Annotated in this window: 16 protein-coding genes; 5 read left to right on the forward strand and 11 right to left on the reverse strand. The window is 41.0% G+C overall.

What is annotated here, in order from left to right; genetic code table 11:
* Positions 1–23: 23 nt before the first annotated feature.
* The 9 genes from yciA to PAND9192_RS01740 all read right to left on the reverse strand — a co-directional run bounded on the left by yciA (position 24) and on the right by PAND9192_RS01740 (position 9379).
* Positions 24–425 (reverse strand): acyl-CoA thioester hydrolase YciA, encoded by a 402-nt coding sequence (gene yciA / locus PAND9192_RS01700; protein ID WP_060996638.1) that lies wholly within the window; start codon positions 423–425, stop codon positions 24–26.
* 13 nt (positions 426–438) lie between these two features.
* Positions 439–978, reverse strand: a complete 540-nt coding sequence (locus PAND9192_RS01705; protein WP_087852282.1) for a septation protein A — start codon at positions 976–978, stop codon at positions 439–441.
* A 117-nt stretch (positions 979–1095) separates the two neighbouring features.
* Positions 1096–2373: a dicarboxylate/amino acid:cation symporter gene (locus PAND9192_RS01710; RefSeq protein WP_087852283.1), complete on the reverse strand. Its 1278-nt coding sequence runs from the start codon at positions 2371–2373 to the stop codon at positions 1096–1098.
* A 349-nt stretch (positions 2374–2722) separates the two neighbouring features.
* Complete coding sequence (trpA, locus tag PAND9192_RS01715) at positions 2723–3529, reverse strand: tryptophan synthase subunit alpha (RefSeq protein ID WP_087852284.1); 807 nt, start codon at positions 3527–3529, stop codon at positions 2723–2725.
* Positions 3529–4719 carry a tryptophan synthase subunit beta gene (gene trpB, locus PAND9192_RS01720; protein WP_087852285.1) on the reverse strand — a complete coding sequence of 397 codons (1191 nt, stop codon included), beginning with the start codon at positions 4717–4719 and terminating at the stop codon, positions 3529–3531. Before trpB ends, trpA begins: the two co-directional genes overlap by 1 nt.
* 2 nt (positions 4720–4721) lie before the next feature.
* The gene (gene trpCF / locus PAND9192_RS01725; RefSeq protein WP_087852286.1) at positions 4722–6122 is read right to left on the reverse strand and encodes a bifunctional indole-3-glycerol-phosphate synthase TrpC/phosphoribosylanthranilate isomerase TrpF; all 1401 of its coding nucleotides are present in this window, start codon (positions 6120–6122) and stop codon (positions 4722–4724) included.
* Positions 6123–6124: 2 nt separating this feature from the next.
* Positions 6125–7135 (reverse strand): anthranilate phosphoribosyltransferase, encoded by a 1011-nt coding sequence (gene trpD, locus PAND9192_RS01730; protein ID WP_087852287.1) that lies wholly within the window; start codon positions 7133–7135, stop codon positions 6125–6127.
* Positions 7136–7146: 11 nt separating this feature from the next.
* Complete coding sequence (locus PAND9192_RS01735) at positions 7147–7776, reverse strand: aminodeoxychorismate/anthranilate synthase component II (protein ID WP_087852288.1); 630 nt, start codon at positions 7774–7776, stop codon at positions 7147–7149.
* Positions 7777–7786: 10 nt separating this feature from the next.
* Complete coding sequence (locus PAND9192_RS01740; protein WP_234998888.1) at positions 7787–9379, reverse strand: anthranilate synthase component 1; 1593 nt, start codon at positions 9377–9379, stop codon at positions 7787–7789.
* A gap of 493 nt (positions 9380–9872) precedes the next feature.
* Between PAND9192_RS01740 and rnm the strand changes: the two genes are divergently transcribed.
* The 3 genes from rnm to rluB all read left to right on the forward strand — a co-directional run bounded on the left by rnm (position 9873) and on the right by rluB (position 12869).
* On the forward strand, positions 9873–10766 hold the full coding sequence (rnm, locus tag PAND9192_RS01745; RefSeq protein WP_087819459.1) for an RNase RNM: 894 nt from the start codon (positions 9873–9875) through the stop codon (positions 10764–10766).
* Positions 10763–11383, forward strand: coding sequence for an L-threonylcarbamoyladenylate synthase (locus PAND9192_RS01750; RefSeq protein ID WP_060996629.1), 621 nt, complete (start codon positions 10763–10765; stop codon positions 11381–11383). Before rnm ends, PAND9192_RS01750 begins: the two co-directional genes overlap by 4 nt.
* Before the next feature lie 307 nt (positions 11384–11690).
* Complete coding sequence (gene rluB / locus PAND9192_RS01755) at positions 11691–12869, forward strand: 23S rRNA pseudouridine(2605) synthase RluB (protein WP_060996628.1); 1179 nt, start codon at positions 11691–11693, stop codon at positions 12867–12869.
* Between the two features lie 102 nt (positions 12870–12971).
* Here rluB and PAND9192_RS01760 read toward each other — a convergent pair whose 3' ends face one another.
* Entirely contained in the window at positions 12972–13742 is a 771-nt protein-coding gene (locus PAND9192_RS01760) for a YciK family oxidoreductase (protein ID WP_087852290.1), read from the reverse strand.
* A gap of 264 nt (positions 13743–14006) precedes the next feature.
* Here PAND9192_RS01760 and sohB point away from each other — a divergent pair, with 264 nt between their 5' ends.
* Positions 14007–15068, forward strand: coding sequence for a protease SohB (sohB, locus tag PAND9192_RS01765; protein WP_087852291.1), 1062 nt, complete (start codon positions 14007–14009; stop codon positions 15066–15068).
* Between the two features lie 72 nt (positions 15069–15140).
* Here the strand turns inward: sohB and PAND9192_RS01770 are convergent, their stop codons facing one another.
* Positions 15141–15398: a YciN family protein gene (locus tag PAND9192_RS01770; RefSeq protein WP_087819463.1), complete on the reverse strand. Its 258-nt coding sequence runs from the start codon at positions 15396–15398 to the stop codon at positions 15141–15143.
* Between the two features lie 616 nt (positions 15399–16014).
* On the opposite strand from PAND9192_RS01770, the gene topA reads away from it, so the two are divergent.
* Entirely contained in the window at positions 16015–18666 is a 2652-nt protein-coding gene (gene topA / locus PAND9192_RS01775) for a type I DNA topoisomerase (protein WP_087819464.1), read from the forward strand.
* Positions 18667–18682 lie beyond the last annotated feature (16 nt).

Below are 18682 nucleotides of genomic sequence, written 5' to 3' on the forward strand. Positions count from 1 at the left end.
CTTTTTTTAGCACTAATTAAAAGTTATTGAGTCACTTCAATTTTACGTGGGCGACCTTCGCTATTGATCGCCACATAATTAAAGGTTGCTTCACAAACGCGGTAACGTTCACCGATGCCGTCAACGGCAACAGGTTTGACCCACACTTCTAAGCCGACACTCATTGAGGTATTACCGATACGCTTACATTCACCATGGCAACAAACAACATCACCAACGCCAACAGGGGCTTTAAATTCTATTTTATCAACCGAAACAGTAACGACACGACCACGAGAGATCTCTTTGGCTAAAATTGCACCTGCAAGATCCAGCTGTGACATGATCCAACCACCAAAAATATCACCATTTGCATTGGTATCGGCAGGCATCGCTAATGTACGTAGTAGAAGCTGTCCACGAGGGATATTGTTTTCAGTAGTCATCGGCTATACAACTTTATTTATCATCAGGGCTTTTCGGTAGGTGGCGATAAATATAGCCACCCGTGGCTAAGGTAAATAGTAACGTTAATGCAAGTAAACCAAATACCTTGAAATCCACCCAAATATCAAGCGGAAAATTGAATGCAATATAAATGTTTACAACCGCACAAACAACAAAAAACACTGTCCATGCAAGATTGATACGTAACCAAACGTTTTCAGGCAATGTCATTTCTTTGCCTAACATCGATTTAATTAATGGTTTACGCATAAGTTGACTAACCAATAATGCCAGTGCAAATAAAGCATAGATAATGGTAACTTTCCATTTGATGAAATTCTCATCATGCAAAACAAGCGTTAGGCCACCAAAAATTGCCACCATAGCAAAAGTGATCAGTTGCATTTTCTCAAGTTTTTTATAGATAACCCATGACACAATGAGCTGAATGGCAGTGGCGATAATCAATGCGCCTGTGGCGACAAAAATACCATTGGTTTTAAATAATACGAAAAAAATCAGTAATGGAATAAACTCTATCAGTTGCTTCATTAGTGCCAACTCATTAAAAATAATTGATCAGAGTATACCTGTTCCTTACCTTAAATGAAAAAAGCTACTCAGTTGCCTAAGTAGCTATTGATTATGCTATAAAATCGTTAATTATAATTATGATTTAACTGCAACAGGTTGCTCTTGGTTGTCATAAATACTGTCAATGATAACGGCACATGCTGCATCACCTGTGATATTAAGTGCGGTTCGAATCATGTCAAAGATACGATCAAGGGCAAATAATAACGGTAAGCCCTCAATAGGAATACCTGCCGATAGCAGTACCGCAACCACTAAGAACGAGGGGCCAGGTACGCCAGCTTGACCAATTGCACCAATAGTTGATGTCACAATGATGGCGATATATGCACTCATTCCTAATTCAATATTGAAAATTTGAGCAAAGAAAATAGCAACGAGACCGTAGTAAATTGCATTACCACTCATATTGATAGTTGCGCCAAGGGGTAATACAAATGAAGCTGTTGAATTTTTAACACCCAACTCTTCTTCACAAGTTTCCATTGTGACTGGTAATGTTGCCATTGATGATGCTGTTGAGAGTGCGACAGCTTGTGGCTTTTTCATGGCGGATAAAAACTTACGTGGTGACGTTTTTGAAAACAGTTTGATCATGATTGGGTAACCAATAAAGCCATAGATCAAAATAGCAGCTACGTACACAACAAAGAGTTTAAGTACCACTGTTAGCGCACTGAAGCCAAAACTACCGATTGCATCAGCCATTAGGCCAAATACGCCGATAGGTGCAAACTTCATGACAACATTAATCATCCATACCATGGCATCGACAATCGCATTAATACCGTTAATTAATGGCTGACGACGTTCGACCTCTAGTTTAGAAAGTGCAATACCAAAAAATAGACAAAACACTAGAATTTGAAGAATATTGGCTTCATTTAAGGAATGGAAAATATTAGTAGGGATCATGCCTAAAATAGTGGCCCAAAATGTTGGTAACGAACCTTGATCAGCATAAGTATTGGCAAACATGCCGGCAACACCAGATAAATCAACGCCAATACCTGGTTGGAATATTATGCCCATCATCAGTGCTAATGTAACAGCAAGTGCTGATGTAATACCGAAAAAAGCTAAGGTTGTTATGCCAATTTTTCCTGCTGCATGGCTATTACCTAAGCTAGCCGCACCAGAAATAATAGCAACTGCCACCAATGGTATGACGAGCATTTTAATAAGATGAATAAATAAGCTACCAAGTGGTGCAAACATGACGGCATCATGACCCATAATAATGCCGACAATGGTACCTATGATCATAGCAATAACGACTTGAACGCCGATATTATTAAGCACTTTTTTATTTTTTAACACGATATATTCCCCTGTGATATCGAGATGATGCATTAGTAATGTTGTTGTTTTGTTTTATTTTGTTGTAAATGTTGCTGTTATTATTATTTTGTATGTTTGATGTGTTTTTTACACTGAAGAACATATGTTAGCAATATATAACTACTTATTTTTTCATGTGGTTGTTGATTCGGTATAAAACGAATTGCATCGATATCTGGAGATGTATTGAGCGTATATTGTAATCAGTAGAGTGAGTTTGCGGATTTATAGAGGGTTGATCGTGATGAGAATTAACATCTGCTGGTAAATGGTTATGGTTATGTTTGCTGTTGTTTATCAATTGTTATGTGTTGCTGGTATTAGGCTGCCATCAACATAATTATTGATAGCAGCATAATGATTAGCTGCGTGTTGCTGATTTCATATTAGTGATAAAGGTGGTTAATTTATTCAATGTTTCAGTATGGTCGCTGAGGTTGTGTTCAATAATTCTTACTACCGCAGAGCCAGAAATAGCACCTGCTGCTCCTGCCTTTATGGCAGCATTAACTTGTTCTGGCGTTGAAATACCAAAGCCAAGTAAGGCGGGTGGAGCATGGTGTGATTTTAGGCTGGCTAAAAGAGGTTCGATCGGCATTTCAGCTTTTGTTTCTGCACCAGTTACGCCAGCTCGTGATAGCAGATAAGTATAGCCACCACCAAGTTCAGAGACCGTTTTTAATGTTTGTGGATCAGCATTAGGTGGCGCGATAAAAATAGGGTGAATAGCATGCGTTTCTGCCGCCATTCTAAACTCATGTGAAGCATTGACAGGTACATCAGCAATTAATACTGAATCGACGCCAGCTTCAGCACAGCGGCGATAAAAATTATCAATACCACAAGCGAATACCAAATTGGCGTACATTAATAATCCAATCGGTAGTTCAGGATATTTAACTCGAATGGCTGCTAACATTTCAAAACATATTGTTGGAGTGGTATTAGCAGCAAGAGCGCGAATGTTTGCCCCTTGAATTGTCGGGCCATCAGCGAGAGGATCAGAAAAAGGAATACCTAATTCTAATGCATCAGCACCTGCGGCAACGAGAGTATCAATAATATCCATTGAACGTTGTGGTGTCGGATCACCAAGAGTCACAAACGGTACAAAAGCCCCTTCATTGCGAGCGCTAAGTTGAGTAAATAAATTGTGATAGCGATCCATTATAAAACTCCTTTCGCCGTTAAAATGTCGTGAACTGTAAAGATATCTTTATCGCCTCGACCAGAAAGATTAACCACGAGTAGCTGTTCTTTTTGAGGATCATCGGCAATCATTTTTAATGCATAAGCCAGTGCGTGAGCTGACTCTAATGCTGGAATAATTCCTTCTTTACGAGCGAGTAATTGAAAAGCTTCTAATGCTTCATCGTCAGTTACTGCGCCATATTCAGCACGACCAATCGCATTTAAGTGTGCATGCTGTGGGCCAACTGAAGGGAAATCTAACCCTGCAGAAATAGAATATGATTCTTCCACTTGGCCATGCTCATCTTGCATTAACGGTGCTTTCATGCCAAAGAATATCCCTAACTTGCCATGTTTAAGTGGAGCGCCATGCATATCGGTATCTAACCCTTTACCTGCAGGCTCAACCCCAATTAAACGGACATTAGTTTCTTCGATAAAATCGGCAAACATGCCAATCGCATTTGAGCCGCCACCAACACAGGCAATTACAGCGTCAGGCAAGCGACCTTCTTTAGCGGTAATTTGGGTTTTGGTTTCTTCACCAATAATTTTTTGAAATTCACGTACAATAGTTGGAAATGGGTGGGGGCCAGCAGCAGTACCTAATAGGTAATGGGCTTTATCATAACTGGCAGACCAATCACGCATAGCTTCGTTACAAGCATCTTTTAAGGTCGACGATCCAGATGTAACAGGAATAACCGTGGCACCCATTAATTTCATTCTAAATACATTTGGGCTTTGACGCTCAATATCTTTCGCCCCCATATAAATACGGCATTTTAACCCAAGTAGCGCACAAGCTAATGCAGTTGCTACGCCATGCTGTCCGGCACCTGTTTCAGCAATAATTTCGGTTTTACCCATGCGTTGTGCCAGTAGTGCTTGGCCTAATACTTGGTTGGTTTTATGTGCGCCACCATGAAGTAAATCTTCACGTTTAAGGTATAACTTTGTGTTTGTGCCTTTGGTTAAATTTTGGCATAAGGTTAACGCGGTTGGTCGACCGGCATATTCTTTTAACAAGCTAATAAATTGCTGCTGAAAGTGTGGATCTTGTTGTGCATCAATAAAGGCATTTTCAAGTTGATCTAACGCAGGTACTAAAATTTGAGGGACATACTGACCACCAAACTCACCAAAGTAGGCATCCAATTTACTCATGATTATTTATCTTCCTTAATGTGTTTGATTGCCGTAAAGGCTGCTGCTAATTTATGCGGATCTTTTTTGCCAGGTTCGCTTTCAACGCCCGAGTTTATATCTAAGCCACTAAATCCTAATGAGGCTGCTTGAGCGATATTTTCGGGGGTGAGGCCACCTGCAAGTAAACTGTTTTCTTTGTCATTGTCAGCAATTAATGACCAATCAAAACACACTCCAGTACCACCACTTTGACCTTCAACTTTACTGTCAAAAAGGTGCTTATCTACAGGCCAGTGGCTAATATCGGGCACGCTATCGGTGATGGCATGTGCTTTCCATATTTGGCAATGCTGAGGTAATTGTTGACGTAGCTGTTCAATGTATTGCAGTGATTCATTGCCGTGTAGTTGTACAGCTGCAAGTGCTAGCGTAGTTGCTGTAGCGATAACGTCATTTAATGGGTTATCTTGAAATACGCCAACAAAACTCAATGGCGCTGCAGCCATTACCGCTGCTGCTTGATCAAGGCTAATGTAACGTGGTGATGACGGTACAAAAATCAAACCACCATAGGTTGCCCCTTGTTGGTAGGCATGGTGAGCGTCTTCAGTTGATGTGAGACCACAGACTTTATGCGCGCCAAATAATACTTTGCGTACCGCTAAATCAAGGTTATCAGCTGCCATTAATGAGCTACCAATCAAAAAACCGTTGGCATAGGGTGATAATTCACGTACTTGCTGATGAGTGTAAATACCAGACTCTGAAATGATAATAGTGTCTTTAGGTAAGTCGGGAGCAAGTTGTTTGGTGCGATTTAAATCAATGCTAAGGTCACGTAAATTGCGGTTATTAATTCCGACCACTTTTGCTTTGAGCTTAATTGCACGGGTGAGCTCCGCTTGATTACTGACTTCGGTTAAAATACCTAATTGAAGTGATTCAGCAACGGCTGCAAGAGCTTGGTATTGCTCATCATCAAGTACTGATAACATCAGTAAAATCGCATCGGCTTGATAATGGCGTGCCAAATACACTTGGTAGCTATCAATTATAAAATCTTTACATAAAACAGGTTGTTTTACTTGGCTACGCACTTTGGGTAGAAATTCGACATTACCTTGGAAATATTTTTCATCAGTAAGTACCGAAATAGCGCTCGCATAGTGGTTATAGACTGTTGCAATATAATCTAAATCAAAGTCTTCTCGAATTAACCCTTTTGATGGCGAGGCCTTTTTACATTCAAGAATAAAAGCAGGGCGCGGAATACCACTATCTCTATTGGTTGCGAGTGCTTGATAAAAATCACGATCACTGAGCGTTAACTGATGACGAAAACTGGCCAGTGGTTGCGCTTCTTTACGCGCATCAACCCAGATCTTTTTGTCAGCAATAATTTTTGTAAGTACTGTTTCCATTTTTAACCTCGTGCTGCCAGTTGTTCAACCAGTTGATAAGCTTTACCTGAACGCATTGCAGTAATTGCTTGTTGCGCATTGTGTTTAAGATCTTGTTGACCAAAAAGGCGCAATAACAGTGCGACATTAACTGCGATTGCTCCTTCTTGTGCTGGCGTACCATTACCGGTGAGGATATTTTTTATAATGGCTTGATTTTCTTGTGGATCACCACCACGAATTGCTTCTAAAGGATAGCTATCAAGTCCAAAATCAGCCGGAGTAAGGGTATATTCGGTGATGACGCCATCGATGATTTCAGCAACATGAGTTTCACCATGAATGGCAACTTCATCAAGGCCACTACCATGGACAACGGCAGCGCGTTTTAAGCCCATTGTTGCTAAGGTTTCAGCGATAGGGCGTACTAATGCATTATCGTAGACACCCATTAATTCAATATTAGGTTTGGCTGGATTAATTAACGGTCCGAGAACATTGAAAATAGTGCGAGTTTTTAAGGTTTGTCGTACAGGCATAGCATGACGAACGCCACCGTGATATTCCGGTGCAAATAAGAAACATACCCCGAGATCATCTAATGCTTGGCGCGCGGTTTGGGCTGGCATAGCTAAGTTAATACCAAATTTGTCCAGTAAATCCGATGAGCCAGACTTACTTGAAACACCACGGTTACCATGTTTAGCTACTTTAACGCCACATGCTGCTGCTACAAATGCTGCCGTGGTTGAAATATTAATGGTGTTGGCACCGTCGCCGCCAGTACCGACAATATCAGCGAAATCATACGTCGGGCGCGGGAAAGGGTTGGCATTCTTAACCAGTGCCTTGGCAGCTCCTGCAATTTCTGCGGGTGTCTCACCTTTTATTTTTAATGCTGTTAATAGTGCAGATAATACAATCGGCTCAACTTGACCATTAATGATGGCATCAAACAGAGTGTGGCTTTCCGCTTCGCTAAGAGGTTGCTGAGCATAAAGTTTGTCAGCAATATTAGAAATAATTGCGTTCATAATCATCTTCCTTAATGGTTATTTTGGCATTCGGTATGGTTCGCCATCACCCAAGACAGGGTGTGAGTGAGTAGCTCTGCACCTTGAGTGGTAAGAATTGATTCTGGGTGAAATTGAAAACCACAGACTTTATCGCGCTCATTGATAACCGCCATCACCAGACCATCAACGTCAGCAATAGTCGTCAGTTCTGCGGGCACCTCGGTGGCAACTAGTGAGTGATAACGGGCGACAGCTAATGGGCTTGCCAATGCACCAAAAACAGCATGGTGGTTATGAGTCATTAAGGCTGCTTTACCATGAACAATATCGCCTGCGCCTGCAACTTTGCCGCCATAGGCTTCAACAATGGCTTGATGGCCGAGGCAGATACCTAACATCGGGATCCTACCTTTGAGTTGTTGAATAAGGACCGGCATACAGCCTGCATCTGCTGGTGTGCCTGGGCCGGGTGACAACACTAACACTGGATTATCATGCTGAAGTAATGCCTGTTCGATAGTTAATGCTGATAAATTATTGCGATAAACCGTTACTGGAAAGCCAAGGCTACGAAATTGATCAACAAGGTTATAAGTAAACGAGTCAAAGTTATCGAGTAGAACAATATGCGGATGATGGTGACGATTATTAATGGTCATAGTGTGCTCCTTAACCTTGATGAGTGCTATGAATAGCATTGATAACCGCTTGTGCTTTGCTTCTGGTTTCGTTAGTTTCTGCTTGTGGTATTGAGTCATAAACCACGCCGGCGCCCGCTTGCACACTGGCAATGCCATTTTCAACATAAGCAGAGCGGATCACAATACAGGTATCCATATCACCATGGCCGGTAATGTAGCCAACCGCACCGCCATAACTGCCGCGCCGACGCTGTTCAACATCACGAATAAGTTGCATCGCTCTGATTTTAGGTGCGCCAGTTAATGTCCCCATATTCATACATGCCTGATAAGCGTGTAGCGCGTCAAGATCTTCACGTAATTGACCAACAACCCTTGATACCAAATGCATCACATGGCTATAGCGGTCAACATGTAATAAATCGGCAACATAGCGACTGCCAGCTTGGCAAATACGGGCAATATCATTACGGGCTAAATCGACTAACATCATATGCTCGGCGTTTTCTTTGGTATCAGAGCGAAGTTCTAATTCAATTCGAGTATCGAGATCGAGGTTAATCGAGCCATCACTGTTTTTTCCACGTTGACGAGTACCAGCAATTGGATAAATTTCAACTTGATTCGACTCAGTACAATATTTCAAAGCACTTTCTGGTGATGCGCCAAATAAAGTAAAATCAGTATCATGCAGATAAAACATGTAAGGGCTTGGGTTGCCGATTTTTAATGCTTTATACGCGTTAAGTGGCGAAGGGCATGGCAGCGTAAACTGACGTGAAGGCACGACTTGAAATACATCGCCACGAATAACAAATTGTTTAAGTGCTGCCACGGTTTGATTAAAATCGTGATCACTAATACTAGTGTCTGGTTCACAGGCCGCGACATATTCTGGTGCAGGTAACGATAGTGGGCTTTGGCAACGGGTCTTTAGGGTTGCTAAACGTTGTTGAAGCGTATCGTGAATCTGGCGTGTTCCATGACCAAAAATAGTGGCTTGCAAATGGGCTTGCTGACGTTGGTGATCGATAATTAATAATGTTTCAGCAATATAAAACACATAATCAGGACAGTTGTTATCAGCCTCTACAGCCGCCAGAGGTTCAAATTCTGCGACTAAGTCATAGGCAAATAGCCCACCAATAAATAATGCATCTCGAGGATGGCTGTCAGTATCAAACGCGTGTTGAATCAGTCGTAATGCATCAAAAGACGATGTTTGGCGTAGGCGGCTGTCTTCATCTAAAAGCTGATCATGGGTTTGAAATTGTAACTGTAAGCTATCTTCGCTGTAGCTGGCTTCAATGTCGGATTTTAGATGTGGTTGTAATGCCTCTAATAGCTGGCGGCCATTGTCTGATTGCGGCTCTAAAAGAACCTTTTTACCACGACAGACAATCCGTACTGCAGCATCAATCAGTAACAGGCTTTTTAAATCTTGTTTAGATTCCACTTCTGCAGATTCCAGTAACAGGTGGCAAGGACTATCACCACATAGCGTGAAATAAACGTCAGTTGGATCTGCAATATATGCCACATCGAGGTTCAATAATTCAATCTGATGTTGGGCTAATGTTGTCGCAATATAAGGATGCGATCTCGTTAAGTCAGTATTCACAGCGTTCTCCCTGCCGTTTGTACAAAATAGCAATCCTGCTTTCATTGTTCGATAGTGGCGTAAACTTCGTCTTTGGGTAAGGCTAGTTTTTTACTTTTAGCGACAATTATTAACACTATATGTTTTTGCTGTTTTTTAAGTCAAGCTTATAATAATCAATATATTGGAAAGCTGTTTTTGTCTTTATTATTACAATGAAAAACTCAAGGTGATAGCTGGCTAATATAAAATGATAAATTGTTACGCTATTTTACAGTTATGATACACAACTCAATCATCGACTGAGTATGAATAAAGTCGATTGTTGACGCTTAATTTGCTGTAACATAACGCTATCCAATTTGTCTGCTGCTATCGCCAAGGTTTATCGAGGTAGATAGCTGTGAATTGGTTTAAACTAGCTATAGGCAATGGTTAATATGATGAAAAATCCTTGCTTAGTAATTACGTACTAGTAAACTAGTTCATGAAAATAAAGTCAAGAAGTAAAGTTATGTTGTTTGATTTACATTGTCATACTACAGCGTCAGACGGCCGCTTATCGCCGCAAGATCTTGTTCGACGCGCTGTTGAAATGCGGGTTGATGTGTTGGCAATTACAGATCACGATACCATTGATGGGTTAGCACAAGCGCATGCAGTTATCGAACAAGAGCAGTTACCGATTACATTAATTAACGGTATTGAGATATCAACGGTGTGGCAAAACTTTGATATTCATATCGTTGGGCTTAATATAGATCCCAATCATCCTGAGTTAATTTCGTTTATTAGCGCCCAAGCAGCTCATCGGCTTGAACGTGCAAAAGAGATTGGCGCACGATTAGAAAAAAATAAAATGCCAGGTGCTTTTGAAGGTGCAATGGCATTAGCAGGCGATGCTTCGATTACACGCGCGCACTTTGCACGTTGGTTAGTTGATCAAGGTTATGCTAAAACAATGCAAGCGGTGTTTAAGAAATTCTTAACCCGTGGTAATCCTGGTTATGTGCCGCCAAGTTGGTGTTCCATTGCTGATGCTGTTGCTGTGATTCATGCTGCTGGTGGTCAAGCAGTTATTGCACATCCCGGCCGTTATCAAATGACAGCGAAATGGATAAAGCGTTTAATTCAGCACTTTATTGAAGCGGGAGGGGATGCCATAGAGGTTGCTCAACCACAACAAGCACCGCAAGAACGACGTACCTTTGGGGATTACGCCATCCAATATAATTTACTCGCTTCACAAGGGTCTGATTTTCATTATCCATCACCATGGACTGAACTTGGTCGTAATTTGTGGTTACCCAAAGATGTGTCACCGCTGTGGCAAGATTGGACGGTAGAGAAAAAGCGAGTAGAGGTAGAAATAACTGCTGAGTTATCTGCCTCGAAGGAGGATAAATGAGTCAATTTTTTTATGTACACCCAGAAACACCTCAAGTGCGATTAATCAATCAAGCGGTTGAAATCATCAAAAATGGTGGCGTTGTTGTTTATCCAACAGATTCTGGTTATGCCTTAGGTTGCCAAATAGAAAACAAACAGGCACTAGAGCGTATCTGTCAGATTCGCCGTTTAAATGATAAGCATAACTTTACTCTGTTATGTCGTGATTTATCAGAACTATCGCTGTATACCCGGGTTGATAATATTGCATTTCGATTATTAAGAAATAACACGCCAGGCGCATACACCTTTATTTTTAAAGGTACTAAAGAAGTACCGCGTCGATTAATGAATGCAAAACGGAAAACAATCGGTATTCGTGTGCCTGATAACAATATTGCATTGGCATTGTTAGAAGCATTAGGCGAACCAATGATGTCGACCAGTTTAATTTTACCGGGCAAAGACACCACAGAAGCAGATCCTGATGAAATTCGTGATCAATTAGAGCATGCTGTCGATCTGATTATGCATGGTGGATATCTTGGCGAACAACCAACAACCGTTATCGATTTTAGTAATGGAGAGATTGAAATTGTACGTGTTGGTGCTGGTGATATTACGCCATTTGAATAAAATCGTTTAATTTATATCGTAATTACTTGGTTGTAAGAGGGCGGTTTATAAACGTATCACATTGTTTGTGATACGTTTTTTTTATCGCTATTTTTATGGTAAATAAGCGATATATTTGCGATAATAATCGGCTACATATCTAGCATGATAAATTGTTCATTATCAGGTTAGAATCCAAATTATTGCTATTCGCATCAACTATCCATTATCACTTTTTTAGCGTGCAATTTGCCGTAAGAAGCTATGACTATATGGCCATTTTGATGAGAATTTCGACGCCTGTGAAGGCGACAAAGGTTTGTTTATAATGAGTGAAAAATTACAAAAAGTGTTAGCACGTGCTGGCCAAGGTTCACGCCGTGAAATCGAATTAATGATCCAAAACGGTCGTGTGAGCGTTGATGGTGTAGTTGCCAAACTTGGCGATCGTCTTGAAGATCTAAGTGTTAGCGTACGTATTGATGGTCATAACATTGCATTAATTTCGTCAGATGAAGAAATCTGTCGAATTTTGGCCTATAACAAGCCTGAAGGTGAGTTATGTACTCGTCATGATCCAGAAGGCCGTCGTACTGTATTTGATCGCCTACCACGTCTTACAACAGGTCGGTGGGTTTCTGTTGGTCGTCTAGATGCTAACACATCGGGTTTATTACTTTTCACTACCGATGGTGAATTAGCTAACCGTTTAATGCACCCAAGCCGCACTGTTGAACGTGAATACATGGTACGTGTATTTGGTGAAGTTAACGAGCAAATGGTAAAGAATGTCGTTAAAGGTGTTGAGCTAGAAGATGGCATCGCACGCTTTGAAGATGTTGTTTATTCTGGCGGTGAAGGTATGAACCATACTTTCTACGTGGTGATCACAGAAGGTCGTAACCGTGAGGTTCGTCGTTTATGGGACTCACAAGGTGTAACTGTCAGTCGTCTAAAACGTGTTCGTTATGGTGATGTTTACTTAACAAAAGATATGCCTCGTGGTGGTTGGAGCGAGCTTGAATTAAAAGAAGTAAACGAATTACGTGCAACAGTAGAATTGCCACCTGAAACTGAAACTGTATTAACGGTTGAAGGTCAGAAACGTAAAAAAGGTATTCGTCAGATTCGTCGTGCTGTTCGTCGTCACGAAGAGCGTGTTGAAACAACAGGTCCTAGCGGTCGTCGTGGTCGTAACAATGATCGTCGTGCACCATCAAGTTCAAGCCGTAATGCTGAGGCAGACGCTCAACAACAAGAGCAACGTGGTGGTCGTGGTCGTGCGAAACCTGCATCAACAGGTCGTGATAACGCTAAACCTCGTTCAGATCGCGCACAAGGTAAACCAGTACATATTGCTGGTAAGCCAAGAGATGATGCGAAGAAGCCTTATAACGCATCAGATAAACCACAAAGTGCATCTGGCAAGCGTAAGCCTTCGGGTAATGCGGCAAATCGTCGTAATCCGTTAGCGAATAAGCCAGCAAAGCCGCGTACACGTCAGTAATATATGACTAACCGTATCATCGTACGATGAATACTAAAAAGCCGACAGTGATGTCGGCTTTTTTTTTCGCTGCTATTTATTATAGATTACAGCTCCAATGAATTATTCTTCTTCGCTACTGATACCTGGTTTTCTTTGTGGTTGAGCATCAATACATTGCCCCGAAACATGACGACTTTCAGGCCCCATGAGATACAAATACAGTGGCATAATATCAAGTGGCGTTTTAAGTAACCGTGCGTCTTCGGCAGGAAACGCTTGTGCGCGCATGCCTGTACGCGTACCACCTGGGTTAATGGCATTGACATTAACAGTCGTCTCGTTGAGCTCATCGGCTAATACTTGCATCATACCTTCAGTGGCGAATTTAGAAATAGCATAGGTTCCCCAAAAAGCACGACCACTGTGACCAACGGTTGATGAGGTAAAGATGATACGGCCATCTGGTGATTGCTTGATTAATGGCAAAATAGCTTGAGTTAACAATAGTTGCGCTTTAACGTTAACTTGCATTACATCATCAAAAACAGACTCTTCGATGTGATCAATAGGGCTTAATGCTCCTAATAGGCCAGCATTGTGTAATACGCCATCTAAGCGGCCAAATTGTTGTTTAATAGTATCTGCCATATCAAGATAATGCTGTTTGGTCGCGCCCATTAAATCTAACGGTATAATTGCAGCCTGGTTACCGCCATTGGTTTCTATTTCATCATAAACGGCTTCAAGTTTAGCGACAGTTCTACCTAATAAAATCACAGTGGCGCCATGAGCAGCATATTGAAGTGCCGCTTCTCGACCAATGCCATCACCAGCACCTGTTACTAAGATCACTCGATCTTTTAAATTATTCTCAGCTATTAGATAATTCACGGCAGCTTCCTTTTAAATAATGTCTTTTTGTTGTTATTTGGCTGTTTTTTCGTCGAAGAACGTATCAAGTCTTGAGCTTGGCTGTAATATCGATTACTACTAAAACATATCAGAATTTATACTCTGAGAGAACGTACATTTATTTGATAATCGTGACGGTGAGCTTGATTTATTTTCGTAATAAATTGAAGTCATAGTAACGATGGTAATAACATAGTTACAATAGCTTATGGCGCTTTTTGTTGCTAAATAGAGGGTTGAATCTTGGAATTTTTGTTTGAGTATGGTCTGTTTTTCGCCAAAATCGCGACAGTCGTTATTGCGATTGTAGGTGTGTTGGTGTTAGCAAAAGCATTAAATGGGCGTCACGGTTCACAAAAAGGTGAACTTGAGGTGATTGACTTAACTGAGCAATATAAAGATACCGTTGAGCAGTTAGAATCACATTTATTTGATAAAGCGTTACTAAAAGCACGTGATAAGGCTGATAAAAAATCAGATAAAGAACATGATAAAGCGCGTCAAAATGAAATAAAACAAGCAGTTAAAAATGGCAATTTAACCACAACGCGTGAGCCACGTTTATTTGTGATTGATTTTCATGGCAGTATTGATGCGCGCGAAGTGTCATCATTACGCCAAGAGATTAGTGCTATTTTAGCCATCGCAATTGAAGGTGATGAAGTTCTATTACGTTTAGAAACTGGCGGCGGTATGGTGCATGCTTACGGCTTAGCATCATCACAACTTGATCGCTTAAAAGCGGCCGGTATTACATTAACGATTGCAGTTGATAAAGTCGCAGCAAGTGGTGGCTATATGATGGCGTGTGTGGCTGATAAAATCGTCTCTGCTCCGTTCGCTATTGTGGGCTCAATTGGTGTGATTGCACAGTTACCAAACTTCAGTAAGGTATTGAAGAAAAACGATATTGAGTTTGAACAAATCACTGCTGGTGAGTTTAAACGTACCTTAACAATGTTTGGTGAAAACTCCGATAAAGCCCGTGAAAAATTCAAAGAAGAAATTGAAGAAACTCACGGCTTATTTAAACAATTTATTGCTGTTCATCGTCCAGAACTTGATCTTAATAAAGTAGCAACGGGCGAACATTGGTTTGGTCAACAAGCACTTGAATTAGGCTTAGTGGATCAGATTAGCACCAGTGATGATTTGATCACTGAAGCGTGCAAGGCACGTGAAGTGCTGCAAGTTAAATATGTACGTCGCAAGAAGTTGATTGAAAAGTTATCAGGGGCATCTAGTGAAGCTGCTGATACATTACTAATGAAGTGGGTTGCACGTGGTCAGCGTCCTTTTATGTAACTATCGCTAATTGACTAAAAAATAAAACCCGCAATCATTGCGGGTTTTTTTTGATTTAAACTATTTTTTGATTTAAACCAGTAGTGTACTAAGGGTAAATTCTGGCGATAATTTATGAGCAAGGAATTTGAACATATTAAAAACTGCCGTTGTTTTAGCGGTTGGTAAGCCGTCTTCATCAAGGAAATATTCACCTTTAAAGATCAATACGCCGTCTTTTTCTGTTACAGATGTTGCGCGCATACCTTCAACATAATCTTTGTGATCTTGAATGATTTGGTTGGCGATCATTAATAACTCATTGATCGAAATTTCAACTTTATTAGCCATGATTAATACTCATCAATAGTAAAATAATAACAGTCTAAGTAAGTTGGTGTCAGAAAACAAATAACAGGATTGTCAGTTGGTTAATATCTATTCAGATTCCAACATTAATTAGCATTAAAAAAAGTGATACTGTGATTAGATGCAAGAAAATTTACTAAAACGGATCAAATATCTCTATATAGATGGTAATGATAACGCGGTTTTATGTTATTACAGTAGCGAGAAAGCATCAAAGTGATTGTCCTATAAGGTAAATTATGATTTTATCACCTTGATAATCAGTACGTTGTAAATCGATTAAACTAAGCTTAGAATTTATTTACAAGTTAATAACAATTGCGGAAGCTGCAACCAAATAGACGAAATAAATTAAAAAGCAGTTGACCTTCTTGTTTTCTAGCCCAATATGTAAAGAGTATTTTACGTAAATGAAGTGCAATAATTAATTGCAAATATGTATCATTATCAAATTGGAACTCATCATATTAATTCACTGCTCTTAGATTTTTCGATTAGTGACTTAATGAGATTGGTCGAATGTTGTGGCGCTAATGATTAGCTAAGCAGTTATTTATATTTTTAGTATTAGCGAGCACGAGGACGTAATAGGGTCATTATGGGTAAATCTCTCGTTATCGTGGAGTCCCCAGCCAAGGCGAAAACAATCAATAAGTACTTGGGTAAGGATTTCATTGTAAAATCAAGCGTTGGTCACGTACGTGATTTGCCAACGGGCGCCCGCAGTGGCGGCAAAAAAGCGGCAGCAACATCGACTAAAGGGTTGAGTGTTGAAGAGAAAGCGGCGATTAAAAAGAAGAAAGATCGTAAAGCGTTAATCAGCAAGATGGGTGTTGATCCCTATGATGATTGGAATGCGCATTACGAAATACTTCCAGGCAAAGAAAAAGTCGTTAGTGAACTTCAAAAATTAGCAGAAGATGCTGACTTTGTTTACCTCGCAACGGATTTGGACCGCGAAGGAGAAGCCATTGCGTGGCACCTTCGTGAGATCATCGGCGGCGATGAATCACGCTACAAACGGGTTGTGTTTAACGAAATCACCAAAAATGCTATTCAACAAGCATTTGAACAGCCTGGTGAATTGAATATTGATGGTGTGAATGCACAACAAGCACGTCGATTCCTCGATCGTGTTGTTGGCTTCATGGTATCGCCACTATTGTGGAAAAAAGTGGCACGCGGCTTATCTGCGGGTCGTGTACAGTCAGTAGCTGTAAAGCTGATTGTTGAGCGTGAGCATGAAATCAATGCGTTTGACCCTGAAGAGTTTTGGGATATTCATGCAGACACACTGACGGTAGGCAAAAATGCACTACGGTTAATGGTCGCACAACAGGCGGGTAAATCATTCCGTCCTGAAAATAAAGCCGATACGATGGCAGCGCATGCGCTACTTGAAAAAGCAGCTTATGAAGTGATTGAGCGTGAAGATCGCCCAACCAGCAGTAAGCCATCTGCGCCTTATATCACCTCGACATTACAGCAAGCGGCAAGTACACGTCTAGGTTACGGTGTTAAGCGTACCATGGGCCTTGCACAGCGCTTATATGAAGCGGGTTATATTACTTACATGCGTACTGACTCAACCAATCTTTCAAAAGAAGCGGTTGAAGCGGCACGTGAGCTGATTGGCAATGAGTATGGTAATGAGTATTTACCTGAAAATGCCAATGTGTATGGCAGTAAGAAAAATGCCCAAGAAGCGCACGAAGCGATTCGTCCTTCAAACGTAGAAGTAAAAGCTGAAAATTTAGAAGGCATGGATCAAGATGCAGTTAAGTTGTATGACTTAATTTGGCGTCAATTTGTGTCTTGTCAAATGATGCCAGCAAAATATGACTCAAGTACGATCAACGTTAAGGCAGGTGATTTCTTGCTGAAAGCGAAAGGCCGTACATTACGTTTTGCAGGTTGGACATTAGTGCAGCGCCCATCAGGTAAAAATGAAGATACAACATTACCTGAAGTTAACGTAGGTGACGTACTGAAGTTAGAGCAGCTTGAGCCTAAACAACACTTTACTAAGCCGCCAGCACGCTTTACAGAAGCTGCATTGGTTAAAGAACTTGAAAAGCGTGGTATTGGTCGTCCATCAACGTATGCGTCGATTATTTCAACCATTCAAGATCGTGGTTATGTACGTGTTGATCAGCGTCGTTTTTATGCTGAAAAGATGGGTGAGATTGTTTCTGACCGTCTAGATAACAGTTTCCCTGACCTGATGGATTTTGATTTTACTGCCCGTATGGAAGGTAATCTTGATAAAATCGCTGAAGGTGAGAAAAACTGGAAGAAGGTACTGGATGAGTTCTTCTCTGATTTTACTGCTGAGCTTAAAAAGGCTGAGTTAGATGAATCAGAAGGCGGCATGCAACCTAACAATATCGTACTGACTGACATTCAATGTCCAACATGTTCTCGTCCGATGGGTATTCGTACCGCATCGACAGGCGTGTTCTTAGGCTGTTCGGGTTATGCCTTACCGCCAAAAGAGCGCTGTAAAACGACGATTAACTTAGGCAGTGAAGAAGGCATTGTTAATGTACTTGAGGAAGATGTTGAAACGGCAGCATTACGTGCCAAGAAACGTTGTCCTATTTGTAGTACGGCAATGGATGCTTACTTAATTGACCAAGATCGTAAACTGCATGTTTGTGGTAATAACCCAAGTTGTGATGGTTATATTGTCGAGAAAGGTGAGTTCAAGCTTAAAGGCTACGAAGGCCCACTGATTGAATGCGATAAGTGTGGTTCTGATATGGAACTCAAAAACGGTCGTTTTGGTAAGTACATGGGTTGTACTAACGAAGAGTGTAAGAACACTCGTAAGATCCTCAAGAATGGCGAAGTTGCGCCACCGAAAGAAGATCCAGTACATTTACCAGAAATTCCATGTACACAAGACACTAATGCGTACTTTGTATTACGTGATGGTGCTTCTGGTTTGTTCATGGCAGCGAGTACTTTCCCTAAGTCGCGTGAAACACGTGCGCCATTAGTGGAAGAGTTGGTTCGCTTTAAAGAACGTTTATCGCCTAAGTTCTTATACTTAACCGATGCGCCAGTTGCTGACCCTGATGGGTTACCAACAGTTATTCGTTTTTCTCGTAAAACCAAAGAGAATTACGTGCGCTCAGAAGTAGACGGAAAGCCAACAGGCTGGACTGGTCTATTTGTGGACGGCAAGTGGGAAATTACCGACAAGCGTAAGAAACCGAAAAAAGAAAAATCAACTGAAGAAGAGTAATAGCCTCTTTTGTTAG

Source organism: Photobacterium andalusiense (assembly GCF_900185625.1).
Lineage (GTDB): Bacteria > Pseudomonadota > Gammaproteobacteria > Enterobacterales > Vibrionaceae > Photobacterium > Photobacterium aquimaris.